The organism is Enterococcus sp. AZ194 (assembly GCF_051713825.1).
GTDB lineage: Bacteria > Bacillota > Bacilli > Lactobacillales > Enterococcaceae > Enterococcus_K.
The window spans coordinates 2,724,327-2,745,777 of the sequence record NZ_JBIOQR010000001.1; the positions used below are offsets into that span (position 1 = coordinate 2,724,327).

Sequence of the window (21,451 nt, forward strand, 5' to 3'; positions counted from 1 at the left end):
CAAAAATGGAGGGATTATTTATGGAAATGGATACAGAGGTTCGGCCTGGAGCCAATCGCTATCTTGCGGGAGAAAATGTGTTAACTGATTTACCACAATACTTAGAAAAATATACTACAGTTGCTGTAGTCACTGGGGAAATTTCTTTTGAAAAATTCAAAGCCTATTACCCTCATGCGTTTGATTATCCGACCTTTGTTTATGATGGTAGCGCAAGTGAAGAAGATGCAAAGAGATTAGCCGATGTGATCGGTCAAGCAGATGTCGTGATTGGTATTGGGGGCGGACGCGTCTTAGATACTACAAAAATGACGGCAGAAAATTTACAGTCGGAATTTATTTTGATTCCCACACTTATTTCAAATTGTGCGCCCTTTTCACCTGTAGCAGCGGTTTATAACCCGGATCACAGCTTCAAAGAAATCGGCTATTATACATATTCAGCGTCTTTATTATTTGTTGATTGGACGTTTTTATTACAAACACCGAAAGAATATTTTATCGCAGGAATTGGTGATACATTAGCCAAATGGTACGAGATTGAAGGAATCACTCGTAACTTATCAGACAACGAACAAACGGCCTTTATTCGTTTAGGAATTGCTAGTGCCAAAGAGATTCTATCGATTTTATTAACGGATTCTGAGCAAGCATTAGAAGACTTAGAAACACAGACGGTCTCTCCTGCTTTCGGGCGTGTGGCAGATACGATTATCGCTTTAGCAGGAACGGTTGGTGGATTTGCAGCCAAATTTGGACGTTCAGCTGGTGCCCATGCTGTTCACAATGGGCTTTCTTACATTCCGTCAACGCATGATGTGTTACACGGAGCAAAGGTTGCTTACGGGATTTTAGTTCAATTGGCACACACGAATGATTTTGATGAAATCACCGGTCTCTTACCTTTCTATGAAACAATTGGCTTACCGACTCGTTTGGCTGAGTTAAATGTCAGTCAAGAAGAGCTTCCTTTACTTGAACAAGCAGCTACTTTTGCAGCCGGTAAAAAAGAAAGCTTCCAAATGATTGATGACGGAATTTCTGCTGAACAAGTCTTACGTGCGATTCAATCTGTTGAAGATTTGGACCGAGTCCCCGTCTAATTTTAATTTACTTTATCCTTAAATCAATCGTAAGTGTGAGTGAATATTGTTTTTATTAACAGCATTCACTCACAACTAGCTAAAAAATCGCAAACATTTCAGCTGTGCTGTTAGTTTGCGATTTTTTTGGCTCTCACCTATATAGGACTGATAAATTTAGCGATAATCTCGTAGTTCCATTTTTGAATCGACGACTGTTAGGCCTCATCAATCCAGGGCAAATCGGTCGTTAGGGTCTCAGCGAATTTTTTGTAGTCATCTCTTTCTTGTAATCGGTGCAATCGGCGTTTCTCATAACCAGCACACACAAGTTTTTCTTCGTCCGTCTCAGCAATCACATGGGGAACTGTGAATTCAGTCTCCTCATTCATATGTGTTGGGACCGCAACAAAGGTTGTAAAACAGGTTGCCGCTAAATATCGCTCGCCTGTGGTCAAATTCTCCCCGACCACTTTGACAAAGACCTCCATCGATTTTTTATGTGCGCCCGATATATAGGATTCTATACAGACTGAATGGTTTTCATGGAGTGGTTTCAAAAAGTTCAAGTTATCTAAAGAAGCCGTCACCGCGCCCCTTCGACAATGTCTAGTGACGGAGATTGAAGCTGCATCATCAATCAATGTCATCAACTTTCCGCCAAATAAAGCTTGAAAAGGATTCAAATCGAATGGGAAAATCCGATGTGTTTGAATCACTCGTGATTCGCGACAAAATTTTGTTTCGGCCATCATTTCTTTCTCCTTGTATCTTTATTAAATTTACAATTCATTTTCTGTAAATACTTTATCCTATTTGAGAAGAATAAGCAATTTTCGACTTCTAATAAGAATAAGCAGATCTGTAGTCAATCAAATGAGGTTAGGGCAGAATGGGTTAATTCTGAGAATTAGGTAGAGACGATCCTAGCCTCTCTTTATCCGAATAAACGGTGGCTACAGAAGAAATTCCATCTGCACGTTGTTCCGCTCTCAACAACTTCTACGCATGGGACATGCTAGAGTTGACTGATAACCATTGCAAGCATAGTGCTGGTTTTCTTAAAAAATCTGATACCCGTTATAGATATTGATTGCTAGTACAACGAGAATGACCAGCTGGAAAACGAAGGTCACCTTTTCTGGTGAAAGAATATGACTAAGTTTTGCACCGATGAAGCCGCCCAAAATAGCTGCTGGAATTATCGCATACAGGATGGTCAAATCATATCGTTCAAAGCCCGTGCTTAAGGCGATAGTGGCAAGCTTGGATAATTGAGAAAAAAAGATGATACAAATAGAATAAATCGTCGCTTCTTTAATCGGCAAACCAAAAAAGAGCATCAATAAGGCGACATTAATAGGACCACCGCCAATGCCTAAGAGACTGGCAAGAAAACCCAATACCACCCCACAAAACAGATACCAAAACCAATGACTAAGTCCAAGTGGTTTCCAGGAATATTTAGTTGCGCAAAAAGCAAAAATCAGCGTCAGGACAGTTAAAATAATTTGGATAAGTTGGACTTGTTTTTCAGAAGCAACAAGAAGATATAATCCTTCAAACACAAGATTTCCAAGCATTCCACCAACAATTGCACCAAACGATAGCCATAAAACAAACCGCAGATTCAGAGAAATTCCTTGTTTGATTTGTTTGGTTGTAGAAACAATCGACATTGTGAATACGGCGACACTCGAATAAAAGGAGATAGCTGCTACAGAATGCTCGCCCATCAAATCCAAAAGAGGTTTGATAATCACGCCGCCACCCATACCTGACACAGCTCCTACTGTGTTAGCAAAAATAATAATGAAAAAATAAACCAGATAAATCATCGCTGTGCACTCCTTACGAGACGCATAATTTCTTTTGTCTGTGGAATAACCTGTTTTAACACTTGTTGGTAACCACAGAAGTTTTGTTCTTTTGTGACATAAACCGCATCCTTCATCCGTTTACAGCCACCATTACAAGCCTTTTGGAATGGACAAGCTTGACAAAATGGACCCGTTTCTCTTTTTTCACATAGAAAAGAAGTAGAAATCTCTTGTTCAAACAACTCTTTTAACCCAGCCTCTTGGATATACCCTATTCTGTATTCATCTAGTACATAAAAATCGCAAGGATAGACACTGCCATCCGCTTCAATCACGTACTGAATCTGACAATTGCCTAGAATTCCGCAAGCGGTTATCTGACTATTTACAAACAGATTCATTAAATCATCAAATAGTTTGACACTACGGTAATGACCGGACTGAAGCTCTGCCCACCAAAGCTTAAATAATTGCCCATAAAACGAAGCAAATCGCTGAGGCGTCAGCGCATAGCTACTTTTTTTGACGGCTTCTAATTCGTCGAGACAGGGAATAAATTGAACATACTCAATCGCCTGTTCTTGCAAGAAACGATAAACCTTCTTGGCTTCCTTTGCTAAAGGATTGGTCAAGACACATAGCACATTGTACTCAATCTGAAACGCATCAAACATCTTTTTTGTTTCCAAAACTTTGTGGAAGGTCCCTCGTCCTTTCGTATCCACTCGATTTAGGTCGTGGTATAAAGGATGTCCATCAATCGAAAGCCCTACTAAAAATTGATTTTCCTTCAAAAACTCACACCATTGTTTATTGATAAGAATGCCATTGGTTTGAAGCGCATAATGAACACGCACTCTTTTTTTCTGTTTTTGGACAAGGGAAACAATAAAACGAAAATAGTCCAAACCAGCTAGCGTCGGTTCTCCGCCTTGAAAAGCTAATGTTAGTTCATCTCCATCCGCTAAATCCAAAAATATATTTTCAATCATTTGACTAGCAATTTCAGGGGTCATTTTCCCGAAAGAACGAACCTCTCTGTGTGAACTGACATCCGCATAAAAACAATACCTACAGCGAATATTACAGAGTGCTGAGGCAGGCTTGACTAAAACAGAAATATGCTTCATTCTATTCACTCTCCATCTCTACGAAAATTCTCTGATGTAACAGGAAACCTCTGAATGGGTGTCTTTCAGATTTCCTTTACATTCAGGAAAACACTGGCCTCTTTGTTAGGTTACACAAAGAGCGTTTCAAGTGTCGTAAATCTCATCGAACTTGTTTTCTTTCACTATATGATTTTACCTCTTCAATTGCAAGAGGTACCAAATTATTGATGTACATTAAATGATTGAACATAAGAGGGTCGCTGCATTTTTGGTCTATCAAATCAAAGGAGATGCTATCTTTTACTTTACCTAGCCGCTGTTTTTAGTCAAAAAATCTTTTTGAAATTTATCTCTTGCATTGATACGCGTTTCATAAACTATACTTACTTTGTAACAAAAACAAAGGAGGTCTCATCTATGAATACCTATGTCGAAATAACTGATCAGTTGGGTGTCGATTACTATTATGCACGGCTTTATTTTTCCGGTGACTATCTAACACTTCAAAGTCCACAGGGGTTTTTAAGAAAAAATGTTCAAAAGAAGATTCGCCTCTCTGAAATAACCAATCTTGTGATGGATACTTTCTGGGGCGGCAGACGCATTACCTTTTCTTTTGACAAAGAGGACTATACTTTTTTTGAATCTGGCACAGGTGTGGTAGACTATTTACAAACGAACTTAAGTCTGTAGGTGAAAAAATAAATGGCAACTATTCATGATATTGCGAAACTAACGGGTTACTCTGCTTCGACCATTTCTCGTGTACTCAACAACTATCCTTATGTGGACGAAGAAAAACGAGCGCATGTTCAAGCTGTGATGGAAGAATTACATTATATTCCTAACTCTGCCGCGCGTAATTTGAGTTCTGGAAAAAACAGAAATATCGGTGTTATCCTTCCCTTCGTCAATCATTCTTACTTTGACCAAGTCCTAAATGGAATTACACGAGAAGCCTTTTTATCCAATTACAAAGTCACGTTACTTCCTACCAATTACGATCCAGAGGTAGAAGAAACTTATCTGAAGCAGTTTGCTGCTAAAGAATTTGATGGGTTAATCATTACTTCTCGCGCCAACTCAATTGAGCAATTGCTCACCTACCAAAAATATGGGCCGATTGTCTTTTGTGAAGAGCTGAAAGAAACTGAGGTAAGCTGCGTTTATATTAATCGAAAAGACTCCATCCTTGAAGGGTTGATGCATCTAAAAGAGCAAGGCTTTGATCGTGTTGGTGTGACACTAGGAAGAAGTCGAAACCTTAGCCAAAATTCAAAAATTACGGTTCAGCTTTGTCACGAAGTTTTCCCGAAATTTAGTAAAGAGGATATTTTTTGGGACTGTTGTTTTTATGAAGATGGTTTTCAAGCAGAGAAGTTTTTTACCAAACGAGGCATAGAAGCTGTGTTCTGTAATGGGGATGATGTAGCGGCTGGGATAATACGTGCAAACCCTAACAGAAACCGCCAATCGATTGTTGGACGTGACAACCTTTTGACAAGTGAACTCATGCAGTTTTCAACCATCGATCATCAGCTACATCTCTGTGGCAAAACGGCTTTTCAACAATTTATCGAGAACAAAAAAGAAAAAATAAGTATCCCGTACACCTTTATCAAACGAATATAATTCAAAAAGACGCTACGCGAGAGAACGAACTTTAACGTGGCGTCTTTTGATGAAAGAAAAGCGTTTGGATTATTGTACTACCCGATAGTTTGGTTTCGAGTCGAGAGTTACTTTACTTACGTTTTTCTATCGTTGGAAATTCAGTAATCCGTAATTTCGCTCCACCATATGGGACTAAGGCAATCGGTTCTTCTGTTTCATAAGCAACATTGTAAGGAGGTGTATCTGCTGAATTTTGTTGAATGTTCCAACTTGGGACCTTCCAGCCGGTAGTAGAATAAGAAGAACCTTCAGTAAATAACAAAAAAATTTGAAGTAATGCGTAACTAAGAAGTATATCTCTGGGTTTGCTTATTTAGCAATTAGTTGCAAAGCCCTTCCCGACTTTATGCAAAATAAAAAACAAGCAGATGTTTGTTTTGCATCCGCTTGTTTGTTATTCATGTAGTATTCATTTCTCCCATTACTTGAAGAGAAAGGTTCTTTGATTGCTTACCAAACCAATAGGCTCAACAGCGCAAGCATAGCAGGCGCCCCTTGTTTTAGGATAATTGATTTGGAGCTAGTGAGTCCGCCATAGATAGCGACGACCACGACAAAGCCTGTGAGAAGGAGGCCTAACTCTACTTGATTAGTAGAAAACAATAGCGTATAACCTAGTGCTACTGCAATCATCAAGTTGTAAATGCCTTGATTTTTGATTAGCGTCTGAATCGTTTCTTCTTTTAATTGATCGATAGAGATACCGAATGTTTCAGCTGTTTTCTTTGAGCTTGGAACAAGACTTTCCAAATAAAAGATATACACGTGTTCAAGCGCTACGAGGCTACATAAAATAATCGATAAAATCGTCATCTAAGTTATTTCCATTCTGTTATTTTTTCGATAGGTAAACGAACAGATTCATAGCCAGGCTCCAACGCTTTTCCGATTGAAAGAATCATAACGGGTTCGTAACGGTCCGGATCCATATCAAAAGCTGCTGCTAGTTGATCTTGTTCAAACCCACCAATTGGGTTTGTATCATATCCATGAGCTCGCGCAACAAGCATCAATTGCATCGCTGCCAAACCACCATCGATTTTTATGACGTCGTTCATTTTTTCTGCAGAGAATCCTTTGTAGTAAGGAACAATCGATTCCAGCTGTTGATTCTTCACTTCTTCGGGCATTTTTCCTTCTGCTACTGCTTGTCCATAGATTTCTTCTGCTAATTCATAACATTTCATATCCCCAAAAATCAAAATCATCGCCGAAGAGGTTTCATTTTGTAATGTGTTAAAACGAATCAATGGTTTTAATTTGGCTTTTGCCTCAACAGATTCAGCGACGACAAAACGCCAAGGCTGCATATTAACGGAAGACGGCGCCAAAGTAGCCTCTGCCAACATTTCTGACATTTCTTCTTTTGAAATCTTCACGGATGAATCATAGTTTCTTACAGAGCGACGTCCTTTTAAAATAGTTTCAAAGTTGTTTTCTTTCATGATAATAGTCTCCTCTTTTATTCTTGATGATTATTTTGACAAAGTCTAGTTAACATCAGACTTAAATTAGTAATTTCTTCTTCGGTAAAGCCCTCAAACAGTTCAGATAATAACCCATTTTTATTTGTATCACACTGCTTAGTTACGGATGTTCCCAAAGGTGTGGCTTTCACAAGGACTTCCCGATTATTGCGTGGATTGCGTATCCGCTCCACGTATTTTTTTTCTTCAAGAATCTTCAAATGTCGCGTAATCGCTCCTTGATCAATCTGGATATACTGTTGTAACTCAGTTTGAGGTAACTCCTCATGTTGACTTAAATACACCAGCATGCCATAGCGAGTCAAACTAAGTCCTGTTTTCTTTTCAAAATTTTGTGTGACCTGATTACCGACTGTTTTCAGAAGCAGCAGTAACTGGCTTGCCTTCGTATTCTGCATAGATTTCATCTCCATTCATTGTTGACTTGTCAACGATTGATAAGTCAACTATAAAACAAGCCCTCATTTTTAGCAAAAGATTTGCTCATGGTACTCAAAAAAGAGCGTGGGCCTAACTTTTTTTGTTAGGACACCACGCTCCTAGTGCCCGAATAAATGGTAGGCACAGAAAAAAGCTCATCTGACCTGTATTCCACTTTCAGCGGCTTCTACGCAAGTCACATGCTAGAGTTGAAGGTGTAAAACATAACGAAGCATGAATGGATGTGGCACAGTACCTACTTTGTTTCTCGGATTTGTCCCACCCTCTTACAGTATCAAAGCTATTTAACCGCGTTAGTGTGTACGGTATATAATCAAGAGCATTCACTCAAGAGGAAAAGAAATGTTGAATTCGATTTGGTCATCTATTTGTTTGCCAGCAATTGTTCCGTTCATACTCTGAATGAGCGTTTTGGCAATAGAAAGACCTAAGCCGAGATGTCCCTGCTCATTTGGCTCTTCTTCTGTATAAAATCGCTCAAATAATTGGTTGATATTCGTTGTTTTTACTTTTGCACCATCATTTTTTATCCTGAGTACAAATCGTCCATTTTCGATAGAGGTTGAAAGCTTCACCCACGTTTCATAATGACGAAACGCATTGCTTGTAAGATTCAGCAAAGCTCTATCCAATTGATACCCATCTATTAAAATCCGAGAAGTTGTTTGAGTGGTCAGCTGATTAGTTATCTGAATAGGAATGTTTTTCAGGTGACATTCACTTGAAAGATCATCTAAAAAGTCAGTTGCCCATAGATAACAATTAACAGATTCTAGGGATAGTTCGATGTCTTCAGGTGTTTCATAGCTCAGATTTAAATTGGACGAGAGCTCCATTAAAATTGACAACTTGTTCTCCATTTGTTTGTAACAGCTCATCTTCTCTTCCTCAGTGGTCAATACATTATCCTGTAAAGCCTCGACATACGCGTAAAGTGAAGACAGTGGGGTTTTTAAGTCATGTGAAATACTGGTGACAAAATTTTTACGTTCTTTCTCAAAAGAATCCTGCTTTTTTTGTTGTTTATACAAAGCCTCTCTCATGTTATCAAATGCAGAAATGAACCGACCTATTTCATCCGCTGAAGAAGAGTGAATTTTGTTTGTTAGATCCCCCTGCTCTATCCTTTCTACCTCACGAGTTAAATCATCTAGCGGAAAAATAATTTTCTTTTTGATTAATTGTACAGTATAGATAATTAACAACATAAACGGGCCCGTGATAAGTAGTATAGGAAGAAATAAAATTTTTGAATCCATGACTAAAAAAAGAATAAACACGGCTAACAGACAGGAAAGATAACAACTAGTTATTAACTGGTAAATCAGACTTTTTTTCATACCACTGCACCATCAAAACGATAACCAATTCCACGAATAGTTGTGATTTCATGAAGGCTACCTAATTTTTCACGGATTTTTTGAACATGGATAGTTACTGTATTCATATCCCCATATTCATTGATTCCCCAGACTTGCTCGTATAATTGCGCTTTACTAAAAACCTGCCTAGGATGTTGAAGCAAAAATACAAATAAATCATATTCTTTGGTTGTTAATTGAATGGGTGTATTGTCCTTCTTAATCTCACGAGAAAGTAGGTTGATTTCGTAGTCATGAAATTTTAAAACGGCTTGTGCCGATGTGTTTGAAGTGAAGGTCTCCATTCGTCTAAAAATTGTTTCTATCCGCACAATTAATTCCTTAATAGAAAATGGTTTTGTTAGATAATCATCGGCACCTAGCTTTAGACCCACTATACGATCGACTTCTGTCTCTTTTGCACTAATAATTATGACAGGGATTGTAGACGTTTTACGAATCTCCTGTAGAATATCTAATCCGTTTCTATCTGGCAACATCAAATCTAATAGTAGAAAGTCGGGTTGAAATCTTTCAAATAGAGACATTGCAGAGTGGCCGTTCCGACAGAGTTCAACTTGACAATGTTCACGCTCAAGATATTTTTTTATCAGGGTCGCTAAATCTAGCTCGTCTTCAATAACGAGTAATTTCTTTTTCAGTAAATACATTGGCTCTCCCTCCCTATGTCTTTTTAAACCAGATACTTATTATAACAGGAAGCTAAAGTTAGTATCAACGTACCGTTCTTTTTTTAAAGAGGAAAATTGCCAGAGATAACCCTATCACACCCCATAAACCTTGAACAAAAAGTCCGAAAGCCGGTTCTAAATATAACGCCTGGCTCTCAACTTGAAAAAGATTCATTGTTGCTAAATCTGGAAGAAAACGCATCGATTCAGAAAATGAGAGGAGCATTTTATTTGCTCCTAAAATTAACGGGAAAAAGAGCGCTATTGGGCAGATGAACGACTTAGTAATCAGTACCAGATTTCCTGCGAATACGCCTAGCATTGACCAACTACAAACGATTGGAATCATATATTTGCTGTAGTTACTAAGTAGGATTGAGACAGTTCCGATAGCTGGAAAATTCAGCCCAAGTACAATCAGACAAAAAAGGCCTGATAGGATAGCTGAGCTACTTGAAACAAAAAACAAAAGACTCTGTTTGGCGACTATCAGTTTGAAACGTTGTGGCGTGCTTAATAAGGTGGTTCTTAATGCAGAGTTCAGATACTCTTGACCAACATAGCTAGCTGTTGAGCTGATGATAGCCAGTTGACCTAAGTAAAGACAATGAAGACTAATACCTAACAAATGCGCAGATGAAGCTTCTTTGTTGCCAATAATGGCGAAGATAAGTAACGCTACTGGTAGAAATATCGCACTTAGAAACCCAAAGAGGGCTCCTTTGAAAGAAATAAATTTAATGAACTCGCTTTGTATGTAGTTAATCATTAGAATTTCCCTCCAACCTCTTTTCGACAAAATGCTATAAGACCTATACTCCATAGAATCAGTAACCAAGCTAATAACAATAAGCTCCCTTTTACCGGGGCGTGTTTGACCATATCAACAGGCGTTGCACTTAGGAATTTTCCTGCGACTATAGGTAAATACTCACGCCATCCCGATTGTGAGCTCCCTTCAAAGGCAAGGAGATAAACCTGTGGAATTAAAAAAAGGAAGGAGACCAGTGCTGTTTGACAAACCGAAGCTATGAGATACGATAAAAGCGTTAGGAGTGTCCATTCAACAAGTGAGTAGCCTATAAATTTCCAAGTAATCACACTAAGCACGACTGGATTCAGTCCTAAGTCTCCTAAGTAAAAATGTGTAACCACTGTTGTTAAATAGATCGATACAAACGAGAGGATCAAAACGCAGATGCCTAAACAGCTGATTTTTACAAGAAATAATTGAACGCGTCTATTGGCATATAAAAAAGTCCTTCGCAGTTGATGATTTCGATACTCACTTGCCCCAAGAATTCCTCCTAATACAATCATGGGAAGTAAGCCAAACGGTAACACATCATAAATTCCTAAATATTCCACTGAAGGAAGTGCTTGCGCTAATTCTGGATGAGTCAAAGGAGAGGCATCTAATCCTAATCGTAGGATATCTTTTGCATTAATCATGGCTAATAACGGTTGGATGAGACAAACGATTACAGCGATTATCCAAACTATTTTATGGGTGAGCAATTTAATGAATTCCACTTGCATTAGATTGAGGTATTTAGTCATGGTCCATTCCCCCTGTTAAAGAAAAGAAAACATCTTCCAATGAATTTAGACGTTGCTTAACAAATTGCATGGTCCCTGACTCTTTCAATTCTCCTTCATGAATGACGACTACATCATCAGCGATTTCCTCAATTTCTGCTAGAAAATGTGAAGACATCAAAATAGTTTTCCCCTCGTCTGCTTGAGATCGAATAAATTTACGAAACCAACGCATGCCCATTGGATCAAGACCGTTTGTCGGCTCATCCAAAACAAGATATTGTGGATGGCCAAGCAACGCTCCAGCTAGGCCTAATCGTTGGCCTTCACCTAAGGAAAGTGAACTTAGCTTAGCGCGCCTTTTCTTTTCTAAACCGGTTAGTTCTAATACTTCATGAATACGGCTTTTGGGAATTTGATTGCTCAGTGTTAATAACCTCAAATGAGTAGTCACTGTTCGAGAAGGAACCCCTGCTAGCCCATCAAACACTGCACCCACTGCTTGTAATGGATTCTCATAATCAACATAGGATTGATTCCCAAAAGTAGCTGTCCCTGATGAAGCAAAATCCAATCCCAGCAAAATTCTTAATGTCGAACTTTTTCCAGCACCATTAGGGCCTAAAAAAGCCGTTACTCTTCCTGATTTTGCCTCAAAAGAAAGATTTTTCAAAATGGGCTGTCCTTGATGATTTTTGCAAAGATTCTTAATGATAATATTTTTCATAATTGATTCCTCCACTCGTTGTTTAGCATCTAGTTTAAAGGTACCAAAGGAAAATAAACGTCTCATATATAGAAAATAAAGTTTTGATAAAGTCGGGAGAATGCAACCATCCCTCAAAAAAAAGGAACAGCTGATCATTTGACTTGAGCAGCTGTTCCTTTTTCTGAGTAATTCTCTATTTTCGATTGTTTCTGACTGATACTATTTGCGCCACTCGTTTTAAACGGTGACGTTTTCCTATAGAATCTTCTGTTTCATGAGTTTACAGGAAAAAAACACCAATACCAGGATTCCTAAACAACAAATCAACAAAGCTGGCAGATAATCAGACAAGGAATCTGTTCCCTGTATGAATGCCAGATTATTTTGAATCAGTGAGAAGGGATTAAATTTTGCTATTCGTTTACTAATGGATAAAACGAGACCAGCTCCAGCAAATAAGACCATTATCAGTAAGCTAGCATAGTTTTTTTCAACCAAGGTTGCGGCAAATATCAACATACTAAGAATTAAGCAACCAAATAACCAGAGTGGAAAGATTCCCGCAAAAAGATGCTGACTCTTTGCATCCGAAAAATAATAGGCTGTATATCCCCAAGTGACAAGAAAGGAGACCAATAAGCTGAGCGTCCAGCCGAAAATCATAGCAGAGTACTTGGCGAAGATTACGGTAGTTCGAGAAAGACCTTTTGTTAATAAATTGACTAAGGTCCCCTTCTCAAGCTCCGTGCTGAGAATACCACTAAATATAAGAACCACAACAATTAGGCCTAATTGATTCATATTTTTAAAATATTGCGTCCAAGAATCAAGTGAGCTTGGCTCAGGCAGTTCAAGGTTCAGATCATCTCCTAAGAGACTAGGAAGAAGAGTCGGTAGAAATTTTGCAGTCATGGGACTTAAGATACCAAAGATAAAAAAGATACATGCTAGAATTGGCAGCTTATAGGTCTTTATTCCCTCTGTTAGTTCCTTTTTTAAAAAGAAAAAATAATTGCTCATTTCACCACCTCCAAAAAGATTGACTCTAAAGTCGATGCCGATTGTTTAAACTCTAGTGGAACGATTTGCTCATCTAACAGCAGAGTCATTAGCTGTTGACCTAACTCGTCCAATGAGTGTTCACTGGTTAGAAAAACGACGGTCCCGTTTTTTTCACTAGTGATTGTAGGCATCAATTGAGTGAGTTTTGTTAGCAGTCGCTTCATCTCTTCTTCTGTTTCAAAAGTGACCGATATTCCCTCTTGGCCATACACTTTTTTCAACTCTTCAATTGAGCCGCTCGTTTGCAGCACGCCATTGTGAAGAATACCAATAGAGTCGCAGATACGTTCAACATCAGAAAGAATATGAGTAGAAAACAAAACGGTTGTTTGCCCTTTTAGCGACAATAGAATATCGAGGATTTCTTTTCTGCCCATCGGATCTAGTGCGGAGGTGGGTTCATCGCAAATCAATAAACGCGGGCGGTTTAACAAGGCTTGTGCAATGCCCAAACGTTGCTTCATCCCACGAGAGAAACCACCAATCTTTTTCTTTTCATCGGCCAAATTGACTAATGTGAGAAGTTCCTCACTTCTCTTTTTTATATCCTGTTTTCTCATCCCAGTTAGTTCTCCACAAAGAATTAGGTACTCTCTTGATGTCATATAGGAATAAAATTCAGGCACATCTGGTAAATAACCAATCAGCTTATTTGTTGTGGCATGACCAAACTGTACTGGCATCCCAAATACTTGGATACAGCCCTCTTGTATGGGAGCCAATCCGACAATCATTTTCATAGTCGTCGTTTTTCCAGCGCCGTTTTCACCTACAAACCCATAAATCGACCCTTCTTGCACCTGTAAATTGACCCCTTTTAAAACTTCTTGTTGCTTAAAGCTTTTTTTGACTCCTTGTATTTCTAATGCAAACAAAACTATTCCTCCCCTCTTCCAAAAATAAAATAGATTAAGGGTCCAATAATTTGTAGAATTAACACAACTGGAATCCAAAACCATTTATTGCCAAATTTATAGTGCGGATGACGTAAAATATGTATCAGTGCAGAAATAGCTAACCCTAACTCAAGTAGGACATAAGGGATAAGAAACGGCAGTATTTCTTTTATAAATGCTAGGTCAATCGTTGTGTTCATCGTTTTCTCCTCCATATAATGATAGATAAATCAGCTGTCCATAAGAAGTGACGTCCCAAACCAATGGGCAGAATCAAACAAAGTTTATCATTCGATGTTTGTATTATATATATTAATACAAGCGATATTGTTTTGCAAATAAAAAAAGAAGAAGACATAGATGAGGCTGCTGAAAAACACTCACAAAAAAACAGTGGAATTCTTCAAAAAAAAAGAATTTCACTGTTTTTTGTGTATTTTCATAATAATAAAGGGAATCTACCCTCTATTTCCCCGTATTTTCCTTTTCTAACTTGATAATTCGTTTCATATTAGCTAAAAACAGCGTACTCGCCCCTTGGATGGTCATCCCTAATAGACCACAGCTTTGTGCGGTTCCATAATTGTATCGACCTTTCAACTCCGCATTCTTAGCCTCTATTTTATACCGCTCTTTATAAAGCTCTTTAAATTCTTCGGTTTCCATATAATCCATATGAGCGATATGTGTATCTGACTTTATTTTTACTGAGAAAGTTTTTGTTTTCGCTCCATCAGTATAACAACCCTCGCGAAACGGACATCTTTTGCATTTTTCCACGTCAAAGAAATAGGCCTCTACACGCGAGTCTACTCCCTTTTTATCGCATTTACTTCCTGACTTTCTCTTTTTAATTGCCATGTGTCCTGCTAGGCAAACATACATTTCTGCATCTTTATTGTACGCGAATTTATCCTTGTTTTTTCCATTCCCATGAGTGACTGACTTACTTAACTTCGATACTAGTTTCATTCCGTTTGCTTTTGCGTAATTCAAATTATCCGTCTCTGAATACGCACCATCTCCAATAATTGCCTTGACTTCAATCCCTGCATGTTGGCTTTTTTCGACGAGTGTCTTCATTTCTTTGCCGTCAGGTTTTTCGCCACTGGTAATCGTCGCGGCTGTAACGATTCGTTCAGGAGTTAAAGCAAGGTGTGTTTTGTAGCCAAAAAAAGCGGTGTCCGCCGTCTTATGCCCAACTTTTGCCTCTTGATCTTTAGAAAATTCAAACGCTCCCTCTGTTTCTTCGATGCCTTCTTTTAAGTAATTCATTCGCTCCATCACGGCTGTGCAGTTATCAAAACCACCCTCTGTTTCAATCACTTTTATCACTTCATTTGCATAGTGGAGGGTGTCTTCAAGGATCCCCGTATGTTCCTTTTTCTTTGGCATTTTTTCTTTCATTTGAGGGGCAACAGCATACACGGCTTTTCTTACTTCTTTCGCTCGTTTGATAATTTCTTCTCTTGGCGAAACGTGTTGGAACATGGCATTCGAGTGGGTAGAATCTTGAATTAATTTATTTTCCACTTCAATTACGCCTTTGTCCAAGGCGATTTCGACAGTTTTTGTGAGAAGTAAGTCCAATAGATTCGTATTTTTCAAGCGTAGGTGACGGAACTTAGAAAGTAAGCTAGGAGCCATAAATTCAGTTTCTTCTGGTTCATATTCTAGGAAGTATTTCATTTGCATATCCGTACGTAAACGAGCAATCAAATCGCGGTCTGATAGCTTATACGAGGTTTTTAATAAGATTAGTTTAAAGAGGAGAATGGGGCATTCAGCTGGCCGACCAGCTGTTTCTGAATAATTTTGTTTTACTTCAGCATAAATAAAAGAAAAATCAACCGTTTCATTGATTTGTCTCCAAAAATTATCCTTTTCAATCAAAATATCATATAAACCTGAATACATGCCTACTTCTAAGCTCGTTTGACGTCCCTTATCTAGCATTTAAAACACTCCTTCCACTTCTTCTATTATACCAATAAATGGCTATACAATGGGTTTTTTATACAAAAAAAAAGAAAAATAGACGTTTTCTCAACCACTATTTTTCTTTATTTTTGTAAAATTGTCAGAGACTTTTTCAGCAGCCTCGACATAGATGCGCTTCTCTATTTTTGTTAAGGGGAAATCTGATGTTCGAGTGTCCCTTTCTTAATTTGGTTGTGAATAGTAACCTGGATGGCAAAATAAAAGAGCAAAGAGTCGTTTAATAATCGGGGCAAAATATTCGTTTGGCAGATTGACAAAAATCCTTAACTTGTCGTATTCCCTCAATCACTTCTGCGCCTAACCTCTCGAGAAAAAATCGCACTCATTTGGTTATCTCATTAAATGTATTGGTGTGATTGAGCTGATTAGTCTTTAAAATCCCCCAGAATAAATTTATCAATTATACGTTTTGCATAAACGGGCGTCTCCTCTGAAAGTTCTCCCACTGTAGGTTTGTTGGCTATCCTCTTAATTTCTGGTTCGACTATACGGACAGTCTCCAACTCAAAGTTTTCAATTAAACGCAGTACATCATTTTTCCACATATCGTCATCGGAGCAAAGTATCTCTAAGATACATGGGGTAAGCTCAGCCTGAAACCTGGGCAATACATCAAAAAATTTTTGTGCGATTGGGCAATTTAAATCTTGTAACCAAACTAGTAGCTGATCAAGAATAGGCATTACGGTATGTCTATCTATGGTCTTTAACTCATCTATTTGACTATCGTCAAACTTATCTACGGGAATTAAGTTCTCTAATCTCATAAAATACACTCCTCTATAATGTAATGCTAACCTATTGAACAGATGAAACTATTTTGGCAGGTGCCACGCGATTAGTGCCAGAACTTGATAACTCATCAAAAAAAGAGGTTGAGCCAACTTTATAAGTTAGGTCTTAACCTCTTTACTGTCTATGTCTATTTTTTTTCGCTATCTTTTTTTGCCTGTTTTGCTTCCTCATCAGAGTCAAGCATAACCTTAAACTCTTGCCCAGCCTCTTCTCGAACATAGATTACGGTATACAAGGCCGCTGCTTTTTCTTCTTTGGACTTTACTAACTCAAACTGAACTTGAGCAATCAAATCAACAGACTGCAAATCTTTCACGAACGCCTCAATTGTTTTTTTCAAGCGAACTTGATTTTCCCCTGATTCCTCAGTGGTAATTGAGATGGAGATACTTTGTGTGGGTGAATCGACAAACAATACCACAGTTGGAAGACCAATGTATGGTGTCAGTTTCTCGGTAATCGTTTTTTCAATCGTCTCTTTTATTTTCTTACTATCTTTTCCAGATAAGACGCCTTCCCAATTCGCATCTGCAAAACCAAGTCCTTGAATGGGATAGTCCGTTTTTTCGATAAGAAATTGTTGTTCCTTTTTCAATGCTTGAACTTGAGATTTTAGCGTAGACATCTCATTAGTACGATTCGTCTCGACGATGTATAAGGATACCATCATAAATAACAGAAAAATCAGAACACCCATTCCCCAGATAATCAAGTACATCACATGTTTTGACGTTTCTCGTTGTTTTACAAAGGCCAGTTTTCTTTTAAATTTTTTCGTTGCACCATCATTAGGTATTTTCACCTGATCTAGCTGATGTTGAACAAATGTCCGATAAATCAGTATGCCGGACAACGAAAGAATAAATACGCAGCCAATCAATAAAAACCAAAGCATAAATTTATCGTGCCTCCTTTTTATCGAATCCATCAGACAAAATCATCATATTTTGATGCTCTTATTCCTCATTTCTAAAAAAAACAAATGCTTAAAATAACGAAATAAAAGCTTGATGACAATTTGTCAGAGTGATTCATTCATTAGACCTTGTCACATGCCTGATCACCTCTATGAAGCAATCGTTTTTTGACAAAACGACAGTCTTTGTATAAAATTTTTTCTAATCAGTATATTTAATAAAAAACAATCATTATATATACTACGTTATTCGCCCTTCTCTGTCAATATTATCCCGGGTATATCAAGCAAAAAAACGAAAAATAATCCATGTTTTTGACAAAAAAACCGCGAGCTAATTATTTGCCAATTAAATTTCCCCTTTTAGGGAATAAAGACCAAAAAAGATTCTGTCTCCAACCATTCTGGTCGGACACAAAATCTCAATGTTCCTCATAAAAAATCGCTACTGTTTTGCTTGCGGATTCGCCAAAAATAACGTTTTATCGTTCCGTCGTTTCATCTTTGTTTAAATAATTCAAACCTAGATCAAAACCATCAAAGGTCTCGCCATCATAATATCTGAGTAATTCGTCGAGGCGTAAGTGTGCCGTTTCAACTTCTTCGGTTTCTTCCATATGCTCTTCACGATACGCAAGATATTTTTCAGACAGTTCCTTAATAAATTGTTGTTTCGAATTTGCTGAAGCATTTATCATCGGTAGCTCCTTTAGATGACCGGCATAGACAGGCAGCCCTTCTTCTATAGCGATTGGATAATTGACAATCGTTAAGCCGATTTCTTCAAAGCTCTCTTCGTTAATCATTTGTACAGGACTCCTTACTGTGAGTGATACATTCATTATACAACAAAAATGAGTTCAAGAAGTCGAATTATCGGATTGCTCCTGTCACTTCTTAAACTCATTTGTTTAATCGATTTAGTTTAAAGACCAGCTTATTCTATTACACTTGTATTTGTCGATAGACTTTCTTAAAGTAGAAAGTTCGGGCAATTATATAATAAACGGCTTGAATCACAACAAAGGTCCCTAGCACTTGCCAACCAGTCAACTGCATTCCCAAATTAAAGATGTGGTACATCGCAGTAAGAGCGACTGCCCCATGGATGACTGAAATAATAATCGGAGTGAAAAAGAGAATGCCAACTTGTTGGTAAATCATTTTTTTCAGCTCAGATTTTGACAAGCCCATTTTGTAGATCATCTTGAACTTCTCAACATCAACATCCATATCACTATATAGACGGAAGTAGAGGAAACTACCGGCTGAAATAAAGAAGACAATCCCGATAAAGACGCCGACAAAAAGAATAGGTTTAAACATATCTAGAATCGACTGCTCAGAATAGGTTTTGGCAAAGATGTATTGTGGCTGACCTTCAAAGGCTTTTCCGACTGCCAATAATTGTTCGCGACTCGCAGATTTTGGTTGCCAATTCGTCAGTTTTGTTTGAGCCATGCCTGAAAGATCAAGTGTATCTGGCACAACAAAGGTTTCTTGGTACGCTGGAATCACCTTGGTATCCTCAACAGTTGAAACAGCCAAAGTTTTATTTGAAATTTTGATGGAATCTGTCTTTTGCTTCGTTTGAACCATTGCGTTGACTGATCGGATTTCCACAGCTGAATTCGTTGAGGTTGAAAGCGTTTTTTCTCCTACTAGCTCAGCCATGTGGTTATATTCTGTTTGGGTAATGAACTGTTGGTTATTTTCATTTTGGTAAATTGTTGCTGAAGCCGCGCGAGTATCGACACCTTCCTTTACGAGCACTTGATTAAGAGACGTTTCCAACTCCTTGACTTCTTTGGGATCTCCTTGCACCTGAAACTCATAAGAAACGGCATTGGTTTGTTCCAGAATCAAACTTTGAAAGCCATACAACGTACCAATTGCAGCAAAGGCAACTGTTGAGATAATTGACACCAAGAAAAAGGAGCGCGCATTGTCCTTCATACGAAAAGCCAAATCAGAAAAAACTACCATATTGGTCTTTTTCCAAAAGAGTGACTGTTTCTTTTTGAATCCTTCAATTAGTAACACACTCAATTGATTAAAGAAAAAACGTGTTCCGACTACTACGATAAAAATGACCGGAATCATGACCATCGGAACGAGCTGCCCCGGTGTCGCTAAGGCAATTGCATACCCCACAGCTAATAACAGGAGTGCAAGAAACCCTTTAACTTTAGAGGCTTTAATGGTTCCTTTTCCTAATTCCCCTGCTTTTAATAGTTCTTGTAGTGTTAAACGTGGCAAACGAAATTGAATGAAAAACGAGATTAAGAAAAATAAAAAAAGAAACGAAACAATGGTTAAAATAAGGGCTTGTGTTGGAAAATAGAAGCCATAAGTGACATGCATCAATTGTTTGGATAACCAAAGAATCACTTGAGAAAAGCCGATTCCTAAAACACTTCCACAAATTGTGGCGAAAAAGCCAATGACTAAATTTTCAATAAAGACCATCTTTTTTAACTGTTTGGGGCTCATCCCTTGAATCATCAATAGACCAAATTCTTTTTTTCGTGATTGTAAGAAAACGTCCATTGAATATAGGACAAAGAAAAAAGCAAACCCATAGATGATGATTGCTGCCGCTAACATTCCAATTTGAACATTTTTGTTTAGTCCTGAAGTCAAATCTGGATGAAAGGCAAAGACGGTAAAGGTGAAGAAAACCATCACAGACATTAGTGTACTTAAAAAGTAGGCCATATATAAATGCTTATTGCGTAGGGTATTCCGTACGACAAACTGATTAAAATTCATTGTCAACCCCCTCAATTCGAGAAAGCTCTACCATGATTTCATCATAAAAATGCTTTTGGCTGGTTTGTCTTGAAATCTCATGAATCAGCTGGCCATCCTTAATGAAGACAATTCGTTTACAGTAACTTGCTGCAAGAGGATCATGGGTGACCATCATAATCGTGGCTTTTTCTTCTTCATTTAGCTGACGCAACAGGCCCATCACATCTTTGGAAGATTTTGTATCTAGGTTTCCTGTCGGTTCATCGGCTAATAATAAATTTGGTTGGTGAATCATCGCTCTAGCGACTGCCACACGTTGCGCTTGACCACCTGATATTTCAGCAATACGTTTTTTGAGTAACGTTTCAATACCCAATCGTGGTGCAATCTCTTTTAATTTTTGTTTCATGACGCTGACTTTTTCACCATCTAAGGTCAGTGGTAAAATAATATTTTCTTCAACAGTTAATGTCGGCATCAAATTAAAGCTCTGAAAAACAAAACCAAGCTCTCTTCGTCTAAATTGGGCAATTTGTTCTGGGTTCAGACGATTCGGGTTTTGCCCATTCAAGAGAACCTCCCCACTCGTTGGTTGATCGATGGTCGCCAATAAGTTTAATAATGTCGATTTGCCACTTCCAGACGGCCCCATAATCCCAACAAATTCACCATCCTCAATCGTTAAATTTATTTCTTTAAGCGCCTGATATTGAATAGTCTCTCCATAAGTTTTGGTTAAATGTTGAACGGTTAACATAGTCATTCTCCTCTACTTTCTGTCTTGTATGGACTTAGTTTACGCTTAAGTTTTTTATTGTGCGTGTGATTGAAATAACATTTACCTAACAATTCCGTCACGTTACCTTTCACTTTTATCGCAGGAATGTCACTCAGAGTTTTTACCTCTTACTTGTAAGAAGTCTGATGAATGGTCAAAATAAAAAAGAGGTTGGGACAGAAGTGTTTAACTCCGAGAACCGGGTAGGTACTGTGCAACATCAACTCATGCTTCGTTGTGTTTTACAGCACCGAGTAGGTACTGTGCAACATCAACTCATGCTTCGTTGTGTTTTACAGCAATAAGAACCTTCAACTCTAGCATGTCTCATG

The 21,451-nt window shown here is 38.2% G+C and carries 24 protein-coding genes; 3 read left to right on the plus strand and 21 right to left on the minus strand.

The window, feature by feature from the left end; genetic code table 11:
* The first annotated feature begins 20 nt into the window (after nt 1-20).
* Nucleotides 21-1,103, plus strand: coding sequence for an iron-containing alcohol dehydrogenase family protein (locus IGI37_RS12865; RefSeq protein WP_438762373.1), 1,083 nt, complete (start codon nt 21-23; stop codon nt 1,101-1,103).
* A 197-nt stretch (nt 1,104-1,300) separates the two neighbouring features.
* On the opposite strand, the gene IGI37_RS12870 is transcribed toward IGI37_RS12865, so the two are convergent.
* From IGI37_RS12870 to IGI37_RS12880, 3 genes are all read right to left on the minus strand, one after another.
* The gene (locus IGI37_RS12870; protein ID WP_438762374.1) at nt 1,301-1,834 is read right to left on the minus strand and encodes an acyl-CoA thioesterase; all 534 of its coding nucleotides are present in this window, start codon (nt 1,832-1,834) and stop codon (nt 1,301-1,303) included.
* A 309-nt stretch (nt 1,835-2,143) separates the two neighbouring features.
* Complete coding sequence (locus tag IGI37_RS12875) at nt 2,144-2,920, minus strand: sulfite exporter TauE/SafE family protein (protein ID WP_438762375.1); 777 nt, start codon at nt 2,918-2,920, stop codon at nt 2,144-2,146.
* Nucleotides 2,917-4,032 carry an SPASM domain-containing protein gene (locus tag IGI37_RS12880; protein WP_438762376.1) on the minus strand — a complete coding sequence of 372 codons (1,116 nt, stop codon included), beginning with the start codon at nt 4,030-4,032 and terminating at the stop codon, nt 2,917-2,919. Before IGI37_RS12880 ends, IGI37_RS12875 begins: the two co-directional genes overlap by 4 nt.
* Before the next feature lie 399 nt (nt 4,033-4,431).
* Here IGI37_RS12880 and IGI37_RS12885 point away from each other — a divergent pair, with 399 nt between their 5' ends.
* Nucleotides 4,432-4,707, plus strand: coding sequence for a hypothetical protein (locus IGI37_RS12885; protein WP_438762377.1), 276 nt, complete (start codon nt 4,432-4,434; stop codon nt 4,705-4,707).
* A gap of 12 nt (nt 4,708-4,719) precedes the next feature.
* Nucleotides 4,720-5,646 (plus strand): LacI family DNA-binding transcriptional regulator, encoded by a 927-nt coding sequence (locus IGI37_RS12890; protein WP_438762378.1) that lies wholly within the window; start codon nt 4,720-4,722, stop codon nt 5,644-5,646.
* Between the two features lie 112 nt (nt 5,647-5,758).
* Here the strand turns inward: IGI37_RS12890 and IGI37_RS12895 are convergent, their stop codons facing one another.
* The 18 genes from IGI37_RS12895 to IGI37_RS12980 form a co-directional block, all read right to left on the minus strand.
* Complete coding sequence (locus IGI37_RS12895; RefSeq protein ID WP_438762379.1) at nt 5,759-5,950, minus strand: hypothetical protein; 192 nt, start codon at nt 5,948-5,950, stop codon at nt 5,759-5,761.
* Between the two features lie 188 nt (nt 5,951-6,138).
* The gene (locus IGI37_RS12900) at nt 6,139-6,501 is read right to left on the minus strand and encodes a DUF1304 domain-containing protein (protein ID WP_438762380.1); all 363 of its coding nucleotides are present in this window, start codon (nt 6,499-6,501) and stop codon (nt 6,139-6,141) included.
* A 5-nt stretch (nt 6,502-6,506) separates the two neighbouring features.
* Nucleotides 6,507-7,133 (minus strand): nitroreductase family protein, encoded by a 627-nt coding sequence (locus IGI37_RS12905; protein WP_438762381.1) that lies wholly within the window; start codon nt 7,131-7,133, stop codon nt 6,507-6,509.
* A gap of 17 nt (nt 7,134-7,150) precedes the next feature.
* On the minus strand, nt 7,151-7,573 hold the full coding sequence (locus tag IGI37_RS12910; protein ID WP_438762382.1) for a MarR family winged helix-turn-helix transcriptional regulator: 423 nt from the start codon (nt 7,571-7,573) through the stop codon (nt 7,151-7,153).
* A 366-nt stretch (nt 7,574-7,939) separates the two neighbouring features.
* The gene (locus tag IGI37_RS12915; RefSeq protein WP_438762383.1) at nt 7,940-8,956 is read right to left on the minus strand and encodes an ATP-binding protein; all 1,017 of its coding nucleotides are present in this window, start codon (nt 8,954-8,956) and stop codon (nt 7,940-7,942) included.
* A complete protein-coding gene (locus tag IGI37_RS12920) occupies nt 8,953-9,648 on the minus strand; it encodes a response regulator transcription factor (protein ID WP_438762384.1) in 696 nt (231 codons plus the stop codon). The genes IGI37_RS12915 and IGI37_RS12920 overlap by 4 nt, the downstream gene beginning before the upstream one ends.
* A 64-nt stretch (nt 9,649-9,712) precedes the next feature.
* Nucleotides 9,713-10,438: an ABC transporter permease gene (locus tag IGI37_RS12925; RefSeq protein ID WP_438762385.1), complete on the minus strand. Its 726-nt coding sequence runs from the start codon at nt 10,436-10,438 to the stop codon at nt 9,713-9,715.
* Nucleotides 10,438-11,229 carry an ABC transporter permease gene (locus IGI37_RS12930; RefSeq protein WP_438762386.1) on the minus strand — a complete coding sequence of 264 codons (792 nt, stop codon included), beginning with the start codon at nt 11,227-11,229 and terminating at the stop codon, nt 10,438-10,440. The genes IGI37_RS12925 and IGI37_RS12930 overlap by 1 nt, the downstream gene beginning before the upstream one ends.
* Nucleotides 11,222-11,935 carry an ABC transporter ATP-binding protein gene (locus IGI37_RS12935; RefSeq protein WP_438762387.1) on the minus strand — a complete coding sequence of 238 codons (714 nt, stop codon included), beginning with the start codon at nt 11,933-11,935 and terminating at the stop codon, nt 11,222-11,224. Before IGI37_RS12935 ends, IGI37_RS12930 begins: the two co-directional genes overlap by 8 nt.
* Before the next feature lie 237 nt (nt 11,936-12,172).
* Nucleotides 12,173-12,937 carry an ABC transporter permease gene (locus IGI37_RS12940; protein WP_438762388.1) on the minus strand — a complete coding sequence of 255 codons (765 nt, stop codon included), beginning with the start codon at nt 12,935-12,937 and terminating at the stop codon, nt 12,173-12,175.
* Nucleotides 12,934-13,854, minus strand: a complete 921-nt coding sequence (locus tag IGI37_RS12945) for an ATP-binding cassette domain-containing protein (protein ID WP_438762389.1) — start codon at nt 13,852-13,854, stop codon at nt 12,934-12,936. Before IGI37_RS12945 ends, IGI37_RS12940 begins: the two co-directional genes overlap by 4 nt.
* 2 nt (nt 13,855-13,856) lie before the next feature.
* The gene (locus IGI37_RS12950; protein WP_438762390.1) at nt 13,857-14,075 is read right to left on the minus strand and encodes a PLDc N-terminal domain-containing protein; all 219 of its coding nucleotides are present in this window, start codon (nt 14,073-14,075) and stop codon (nt 13,857-13,859) included.
* Nucleotides 14,076-14,340: 265 nt separating this feature from the next.
* Complete coding sequence (locus IGI37_RS12955) at nt 14,341-15,831, minus strand: IS1182 family transposase (protein ID WP_438759380.1); 1,491 nt, start codon at nt 15,829-15,831, stop codon at nt 14,341-14,343.
* A 410-nt stretch (nt 15,832-16,241) separates the two neighbouring features.
* A complete protein-coding gene (locus tag IGI37_RS12960; RefSeq protein WP_438762391.1) occupies nt 16,242-16,643 on the minus strand; it encodes a DUF5071 domain-containing protein in 402 nt (133 codons plus the stop codon).
* A gap of 155 nt (nt 16,644-16,798) precedes the next feature.
* A complete protein-coding gene (locus tag IGI37_RS12965) occupies nt 16,799-17,566 on the minus strand; it encodes a hypothetical protein (protein WP_438762392.1) in 768 nt (255 codons plus the stop codon).
* 503 nt (nt 17,567-18,069) lie between these two features.
* The gene (locus tag IGI37_RS12970) at nt 18,070-18,393 is read right to left on the minus strand and encodes a hypothetical protein (protein ID WP_438762393.1); all 324 of its coding nucleotides are present in this window, start codon (nt 18,391-18,393) and stop codon (nt 18,070-18,072) included.
* 139 nt (nt 18,394-18,532) lie between these two features.
* Nucleotides 18,533-20,359, minus strand: coding sequence for an FtsX-like permease family protein (locus IGI37_RS12975; protein ID WP_438762394.1), 1,827 nt, complete (start codon nt 20,357-20,359; stop codon nt 18,533-18,535).
* Complete coding sequence (locus IGI37_RS12980) at nt 20,349-21,098, minus strand: ABC transporter ATP-binding protein (protein WP_438762395.1); 750 nt, start codon at nt 21,096-21,098, stop codon at nt 20,349-20,351. The genes IGI37_RS12975 and IGI37_RS12980 overlap by 11 nt, the downstream gene beginning before the upstream one ends.
* Nucleotides 21,099-21,451 lie beyond the last annotated feature (353 nt).

What these genes read in the sequence shown, in the direction of transcription:
- IGI37_RS12940 (WP_438762388.1), bottom strand. Translation starts at nt 12,937, where the DNA reads ATGAGCAATTATTTTTTCTTTTTAAAAAAGGAACTAACAGAGGGAATA.
- IGI37_RS12975 (WP_438762394.1), bottom strand. Translation starts at nt 20,359, where the DNA reads ATGAATTTTAATCAGTTTGTCGTACGGAATACCCTACGCAATAAGCAT.
- IGI37_RS12890 (WP_438762378.1), top strand. Translation starts at nt 4,720, where the DNA reads ATGGCAACTATTCATGATATTGCGAAACTAACGGGTTACTCTGCTTCG.
- IGI37_RS12920 (WP_438762384.1), bottom strand. Translation starts at nt 9,648, where the DNA reads ATGTATTTACTGAAAAAGAAATTACTCGTTATTGAAGACGAGCTAGAT.
- IGI37_RS12960 (WP_438762391.1), bottom strand. Translation starts at nt 16,643, where the DNA reads ATGAGATTAGAGAACTTAATTCCCGTAGATAAGTTTGACGATAGTCAA.
- IGI37_RS12905 (WP_438762381.1), bottom strand. Translation starts at nt 7,133, where the DNA reads ATGAAAGAAAACAACTTTGAAACTATTTTAAAAGGACGTCGCTCTGTA.
- IGI37_RS12950 (WP_438762390.1), bottom strand. Translation starts at nt 14,075, where the DNA reads ATGAACACAACGATTGACCTAGCATTTATAAAAGAAATACTGCCGTTT.
- IGI37_RS12900 (WP_438762380.1), bottom strand. Translation starts at nt 6,501, where the DNA reads ATGACGATTTTATCGATTATTTTATGTAGCCTCGTAGCGCTTGAACAC.
- IGI37_RS12970 (WP_438762393.1), bottom strand. Translation starts at nt 18,393, where the DNA reads ATGATTAACGAAGAGAGCTTTGAAGAAATCGGCTTAACGATTGTCAAT.
- IGI37_RS12980 (WP_438762395.1), bottom strand. Translation starts at nt 21,098, where the DNA reads ATGTTAACCGTTCAACATTTAACCAAAACTTATGGAGAGACTATTCAA.
- IGI37_RS12865 (WP_438762373.1), top strand. Translation starts at nt 21, where the DNA reads ATGGAAATGGATACAGAGGTTCGGCCTGGAGCCAATCGCTATCTTGCG.
- IGI37_RS12930 (WP_438762386.1), bottom strand. Translation starts at nt 11,229, where the DNA reads ATGACTAAATACCTCAATCTAATGCAAGTGGAATTCATTAAATTGCTC.
- IGI37_RS12910 (WP_438762382.1), bottom strand. Translation starts at nt 7,573, where the DNA reads ATGCAGAATACGAAGGCAAGCCAGTTACTGCTGCTTCTGAAAACAGTC.
- IGI37_RS12965 (WP_438762392.1), bottom strand. Translation starts at nt 17,566, where the DNA reads ATGCTTTGGTTTTTATTGATTGGCTGCGTATTTATTCTTTCGTTGTCC.
- IGI37_RS12880 (WP_438762376.1), bottom strand. Translation starts at nt 4,032, where the DNA reads ATGAAGCATATTTCTGTTTTAGTCAAGCCTGCCTCAGCACTCTGTAAT.
- IGI37_RS12955 (WP_438759380.1), bottom strand. Translation starts at nt 15,831, where the DNA reads ATGCTAGATAAGGGACGTCAAACGAGCTTAGAAGTAGGCATGTATTCA.
- IGI37_RS12875 (WP_438762375.1), bottom strand. Translation starts at nt 2,920, where the DNA reads ATGATTTATCTGGTTTATTTTTTCATTATTATTTTTGCTAACACAGTA.
- IGI37_RS12925 (WP_438762385.1), bottom strand. Translation starts at nt 10,438, where the DNA reads ATGATTAACTACATACAAAGCGAGTTCATTAAATTTATTTCTTTCAAA.
- IGI37_RS12935 (WP_438762387.1), bottom strand. Translation starts at nt 11,935, where the DNA reads ATGAAAAATATTATCATTAAGAATCTTTGCAAAAATCATCAAGGACAG.
- IGI37_RS12885 (WP_438762377.1), top strand. Translation starts at nt 4,432, where the DNA reads ATGAATACCTATGTCGAAATAACTGATCAGTTGGGTGTCGATTACTAT.
- IGI37_RS12915 (WP_438762383.1), bottom strand. Translation starts at nt 8,956, where the DNA reads ATGAAAAAAAGTCTGATTTACCAGTTAATAACTAGTTGTTATCTTTCC.
- IGI37_RS12870 (WP_438762374.1), bottom strand. Translation starts at nt 1,834, where the DNA reads ATGGCCGAAACAAAATTTTGTCGCGAATCACGAGTGATTCAAACACAT.